The sequence below is a fragment of the Photobacterium sp. OFAV2-7 genome (assembly GCF_022347985.1).
In the GTDB taxonomy this organism is placed as follows: domain Bacteria; phylum Pseudomonadota; class Gammaproteobacteria; order Enterobacterales; family Vibrionaceae; genus Photobacterium.
On the sequence record NZ_JAKRFQ010000304.1, the window covers coordinates 1 to 5,409 of the forward strand.

Sequence of the window (5,409 nt, forward strand, 5' to 3'; positions counted from 1 at the left end):
TTGCACTGTCTGCGGGTATCCAGCGCATGGTTCGTTCGGATGTCGCATCTTCCGGTGTAATGTTTACCCTAGATACAGAGTCTGGTTTCGATCAGGTTGTGTTTATCACCTCCTCATGGGGACTGGGGGAAATGGTTGTGCAAGGCGCCGTGAACCCGGACGAGTTCTATGTTCACAAACCAACCCTACAGGCTGGCAACCCTGCAGTTGTTCGCCGTACCTTCGGTTCGAAGCAAATCAAGATGGTTTACGCGGAAGGTAAAGAACTAGGTACTCAGGTAGAAATCCTGGATACCACAGAAGAAGAGCGTCAGCAGTACTCTCTGACTGATGCTGAGATTGAATCACTGGCCAAGCAGGCCATGATTATCGAAAAACACTACGGTCGTCCGATGGATATCGAGTGGGCGAAAGATGGTGTAACCGGTGAGCTATTCATCGTTCAGGCTCGTCCTGAAACGGTACGTTCACGTGATGATGCCCAGGTGATGGAGCGTTTCCACCTCAATGGTTCGGGCACAGTGCTAACAGAAGGCCGTGCTATCGGCCAGCGTATCGGCTCTGGTGTAGTACGTGTTGTATCGGATCTGAGTCAGATGGATCAGGTACAGGCAGGTGACGTGCTGGTGGCTGATATGACAGACCCTGATTGGGAACCTGTGATGAAGAAAGCGGCCGCGATTGTTACCAACCGTGGTGGACGTACTTGTCACGCAGCGATTATTGCTCGTGAGCTGGGTATCCCTGCCGTTGTTGGCTGTGGCAATGCGACTGAATTGCTGTCGACAGGACAGGAAGTGACGGTTTCATGTGCACAGGGCGAGACTGGCTATATCTACCAAGGTGAGCTGGAGTTTGAAGTTCGCCGCTCCGCGGTTGACGACCTACCGACACTGCCACTGAAAGTGATGATGAACGTTGGTAACCCTGATCGTGCATTTGATTTCGCCTGTATTCCGAATGAAGGTGTTGGTCTTGCCCGTCTTGAATTCATCATTAACAAGATGATCGGCATCCACCCGAAAGCGCTGCTCAACTACGATTCACAGTCTGACGAGTTGAAAGCCGAGATCGACCAGCGCATTGTGGGCTACACAGATCCTGTCGAGTTCTACATTGAGAAACTGACTGAAGGTATTTCGACGCTGGCTTCAGCGTTCTGGCCGAAACGTGTCATTGTTCGTATGTCAGACTTCAAGTCGAACGAGTACCGTAATCTGGTTGGTGGTGTTCACTTCGAACCGACGGAAGAAAACCCGATGCTTGGTTTCCGTGGTGCATCACGTTACATCTCACCGAAGTTCGAGGACTGCTTTGCTCTTGAGTGTGAAGCAATCAAGCGTGTGCGTGAGCGCATGGGGTTGAAGAACGTTGAGATCATGATCCCGTTCGTCCGCACTGTGAGCGAAGCGGCTTCCGTAATCGACCTGCTGGCGAAATTTGACCTTCGTCGTGGCGAGAATGGCCTGAAAGTCATCATGATGTGCGAATTGCCGTCGAATGCCATTTTGGCAGAAGAGTTCCTCAAGTACTTTGATGGCTTCTCGATTGGTTCGAACGATATGACTCAGCTGACACTTGGCCTGGACCGTGACTCGGGTGAGATTGCCCACATGTTCGACGAGCGCAATGATGCGGTGAAAGCGATGCTGGCGATGGCAATTAAAGCTGCCAACAAAGCGGGCAAGTATGTCGGTATTTGTGGTCAGGGACCATCGGATCATGACGATTTGGCTGACTGGCTGATGGAGCAGGGTATTGACTCAGTATCTCTTAACCCGGATACCGTTGTTGAAACTTGGTTGCACCTAGGCAGCAAATCTAACTAAGCGAATTAATCGCCGTTAAATAAAGCCTGTATCACCTTTGCATATAAAGGGTGGTGCAGGTTTTTTAATTTTATGGCCTAGATAAACCGTCGAAAGAACCACCTTGAACATGTCTCAGCACTTCATTAACATCTCTTAAATACGTTTAGTTATCATTATCAACAGCCTGTATGGCAATATTGGTAATGAATAAAAGAACCACGTAGAATACGCCCCTTTGAAATATGTAATGCTAGAAAGTGGGTTATATCGTAATGAGAAATCAGTTTGAATTATTGGCACCAGGTGGCGATATTGAGTCGATAAAAGCGGCCATAGCAGCAGGTGCAGATGCGATATACTGTGGACTCGATAACTTCAACGCCAGAAATAGAGCGACAAATTTAACTTTTGATAACCTGAGTGGCGTTGTAAGACTGGCTCATGAACATAACTGCAAAATCTTTCTAACATTAAATATCATCATTTTGGAAAGTGAAATTCCAGCGATTATTCGATTGCTGAACAAGCTGGTGAATACCAAGATTGATGGCGTGATCGTTCAAGATATTGGTCTGTTTTACTTACTGAAAGAGCATTTTAAAGATCTCGACGTTCATGCCTCGACGCAAGCTAATACCCATAATGATGGTCAAATTTTCTTTCTCAATAAGTTAACAGCCAGTCGAGTTAACCTATCTCGCGAGCTAAATATTAGAGAGATTAAACACTTGGCTCAGGTAGGGCATGAAAATAATGTCCTGATGGAAGTGTTCGTGCACGGCTCGTACTGTATTGGTTTCTCTGGCCTGTGTTATATCAGTTCGGTAAAAAACGGTAATTCGGGTAATCGGGGCCGATGTAGCCAGCCTTGTCGTGATAAGTATCAGACGACAGAGGCAGGTAAAGATTACCCTCTTAATCTTAAAGATAACTCGGCCTATTCAAACCTTGAGGAACTCGCCGATGCAGGGGTGTACTCGCTTAAAGTTGAAGGGCGGATTAAGAAGTCACACTATGTATATACTGTTGTAGACAACTGGCGTAAACAAATCGACAACTTTTGCGATGGCAATGAACTGTTAACTGATACAACTGAGCTCTATACGGTATTCAACCGTGATTTTTCTAATTCTTATTTGGTCGGAGATATCAATAAAAATATGTTTATTGATAACCCTCGTGACTACTCTGCAAAGCACTTTTCCAAAGTCTATAATTGCACAACTGAAGAGAGCGTAAAACAGGTCAAGAAAAAGCTTTATGATGATAAAACGGCTATTATCTCGACCGTAGCAGAGAAAATTAAGCACTTTAATACAGATAAACTTCCGTTAAATATTGAGGTATCTGTGCAAGCGAACTGTCCATTAACTGTATCGGTGTCGACACCAGATCGGGCGTTCAAAGTCTATTCTGACAGCACGGTGATTCACTCAGATAAATATACCCTAGAACAAGAAGTAATAGAGAAGTGGCTTAATAATCTGAATAATGCTGAATTCTATATTGAATCATTGTGCGTAGAACATATTGAACAAGGGGTGTTTTTGCCTTTCAACGAGCTGACTGCGATTAAGGAACAGATATTCTTTAACCTGAATGGCGATAAGGCCCGCATTGCACCGATTGATACGCCGAAGGTGAAGAAGTTACCTAAACTGCAGGAAAAACCGTCCTTGTCGGTTCTGATCTCCTCAAAACAGGATATCGATCTGTGCGCTTCTACCACTGCGGATATTTATTATCAATTGCCAGACTCGTTTCATCATGGACTTCCTCGGTTAATTGAGCTTTTTACTGAGAATGAACAGCTGATCCCTTGGTTCCCGTCTATTCTGATTGGCAATAATTATACTGCTGCCGTTGAGTTTCTTGAGCAGGTACAACCAAAACTGATTGTCACTAACAACACAGGAATTGCTTACGCGGCCTATGAGAAAGGCATTGACTGGATAGCTGGCCCTTACCTCAATGTTACGAACTCTTTCAGTCTTTTGTGTATGAAAGAAGAGTTTAACTGTGTCGGCTCTTTCATATCTAATGAAATTAAGAAGAAACAGATTAAGCCTATTGCAAGACCAGACAACTTTAAACTGTTCTACAGTATTTACCATCCGATTTTACTGATGACCAGCCGCCAGTGCCTGTTCCATCAGACGGTGGGCTGCAAGAAGAAAGCTTTTGATGTGAAGTGTCTTAGGAAGTGCAAGAAGTCAGCATCGATTATCAATCTGAAAGAAGCTTCTTTCGTTCTTGATAAGCAAAAGGGTGATCACAATTCGCTTTATAGCGAGCACAACTTCCTGAATACCGAGATTCCGTCTGATCTCGAAGGGACGTTTTCGAGCTTCTTTATCGATCTAAGGGACATCAAAACGCAAACCACCGTCAAAGAAGATAAAGCTAGTCTGGTACAGCTTTTCCAGAACCTAATCAACGGTGGGGAAGGGGCCAAGCAGGCGCTAGAGTATGCTATCTCTCCGACAACCAATGCGCAGTACAAGAAAGGGCTGTAGGCCGTTAAGAGCATAGAGAGTTACAGTAGGTTGCCGCCTTGTGCGGAGAGCATAGGCGGCATAACTGGAAATTTATATTGTTACCAATGGTAGAACTATTCGACAGTGTATATTGAATAGTTAGTACTTGTATTTATGTTATTTTCTACATCATCTCCATTCTTATAAAATAAATACTGGTTTGATTTACTTTGCTTGAAAGGTCACTGTAGTGACCTTTATTCAGATGTGTTAATTATTATGAGTTGCTTTTTTTAGAGGATAACTGCTCTATCGTTTCTAATGCCAATTTGGTTACTCTGTCGAGTATTTCATCCATTGGTTTTTTTTCTACGCTGTTATCGTCTTCTTTTGGTTCCATGGGAACTTGTTTGTGTGAATATTCCATGGTGCTGCCTTTCTAATTACCCTGCGATGCATATAAATGGTAATAGCAAAATGATATGTATGAATAGTATGAATGTGGATAAAGGTGATCCTAGCTGTATTTTTAGCCTGATCAATATGCGCCTTTGTGCTCACGAAGTGCTTGGGATTGCAACAAATCAACAAAACTAAGAGTAATCTTTGGGGTTAAGATCACGATTTGCGAGGTTGAAATAATACAAAATATGAGGTGTCTATTGGTTGATTTTCTAATTTGAGATATGTGTAACTGACAATGTACTCAGTAATCTATAAGAGGCTGATTTCGGTTTTTCTGCTTATCAGTGCAGGCGCCTTGGCCTTTCTATATTTGTTCTTTCTCTCATATTCAAATAGTCTTAAGGAGGAAAAAAGAGCGCAGTCAAAATATATTTCCGAAGTTGGTATCGGTATTATCGAGTCTTTTTATACTTTGGCCTCGCGAGGGGAGGTGAGCGTTGAGGATGCTCAAACCCTGGCCATGAACGCGCTTGAGTCGGCGACATTTGGTGAAAACGGATATTATTGGATTAATAGTGGAGAGGGTGTGTTGCTTATGCAGCCCTACACTCCAGAAAGGGTTGGTATCAACCAGATTGATTGGGTTGATAGTAATGGAGCGCAAGTTTTCAGGGACTTTATTGGGAAAGCGAAAAACGGGGGAGGATGGGTTTCCT

At 43.9% G+C, this 5,409-nt stretch carries 4 protein-coding genes; 3 read left to right on the plus strand and 1 reads right to left on the minus strand.

Annotated features, from left to right (window positions below):
• On the plus strand, positions 1-1,829 hold a 1,829-nt coding region (ppsA, locus tag MHN01_RS15265), incomplete at its 5' end, for a phosphoenolpyruvate synthase (RefSeq protein ID WP_239412131.1).
• Positions 1,830-2,083: 254 nt separating this feature from the next.
• Entirely contained in the window at positions 2,084-4,327 is a 2,244-nt protein-coding gene (locus MHN01_RS15270) for a peptidase U32 family protein (RefSeq protein ID WP_239412132.1), read from the plus strand.
• A gap of 238 nt (positions 4,328-4,565) precedes the next feature.
• Here MHN01_RS15270 and MHN01_RS15275 read toward each other — a convergent pair whose 3' ends face one another.
• On the minus strand, positions 4,566-4,715 hold the full coding sequence (locus MHN01_RS15275; RefSeq protein WP_239412133.1) for a hypothetical protein: 150 nt from the start codon (positions 4,713-4,715) through the stop codon (positions 4,566-4,568).
• Between the two features lie 273 nt (positions 4,716-4,988).
• Here MHN01_RS15275 and MHN01_RS15280 point away from each other — a divergent pair.
• Positions 4,989-5,409 (plus strand): cache domain-containing protein (locus tag MHN01_RS15280; protein ID WP_239412134.1); only part of this gene is annotated, 421 nt, incomplete at its 3' end.

Bases quoted from the DNA above. Each gene is read 5' to 3' on its own strand.
- MHN01_RS15270 (WP_239412132.1), top strand. From the start codon at position 2,084: ATGAGAAATCAGTTTGAATTATTGGCACCAGGTGGCGATATTGAGTCG.
- MHN01_RS15275 (WP_239412133.1), bottom strand. From the start codon at position 4,715: ATGGAATATTCACACAAACAAGTTCCCATGGAACCAAAAGAAGACGAT.